Genomic DNA, 255 nt, shown 5'->3' on the forward strand with positions numbered 1-255 from the left:
TATCGCAACCCATTGTACCGGCCATTGTAGCATGCGTGAAGCCCAAGACATAAGGGGCATGATGATTTGACGTCGTCCTCACCTTCCTCCGAGTTGACCCCGGCAGTCTCCTATGAGTCCCCACCACTACGTGCTGGCAACATAGAACGAGGGTTGCGCTCGTTGCGGGACTTAACCCAACATCTCACGACACGAGCTGACGACAACCATGCACCACCTGTAAACCGACCGCAAGCGGGGCGCTTGTTTCCAAGC

Annotated in this window: 1 rRNA gene; it reads right to left on the minus strand. The window is 56.1% G+C overall.

The features are described 5' to 3' along the window. Positions 1-255 (minus strand): 16S ribosomal RNA (locus JMA46_RS17685); the annotation flags it as partial.

This window comes from Arthrobacter sp. E3 (genome assembly GCF_017353415.1).
Taxonomy (GTDB): Bacteria; Actinomycetota; Actinomycetes; order Actinomycetales; family Micrococcaceae; genus Specibacter.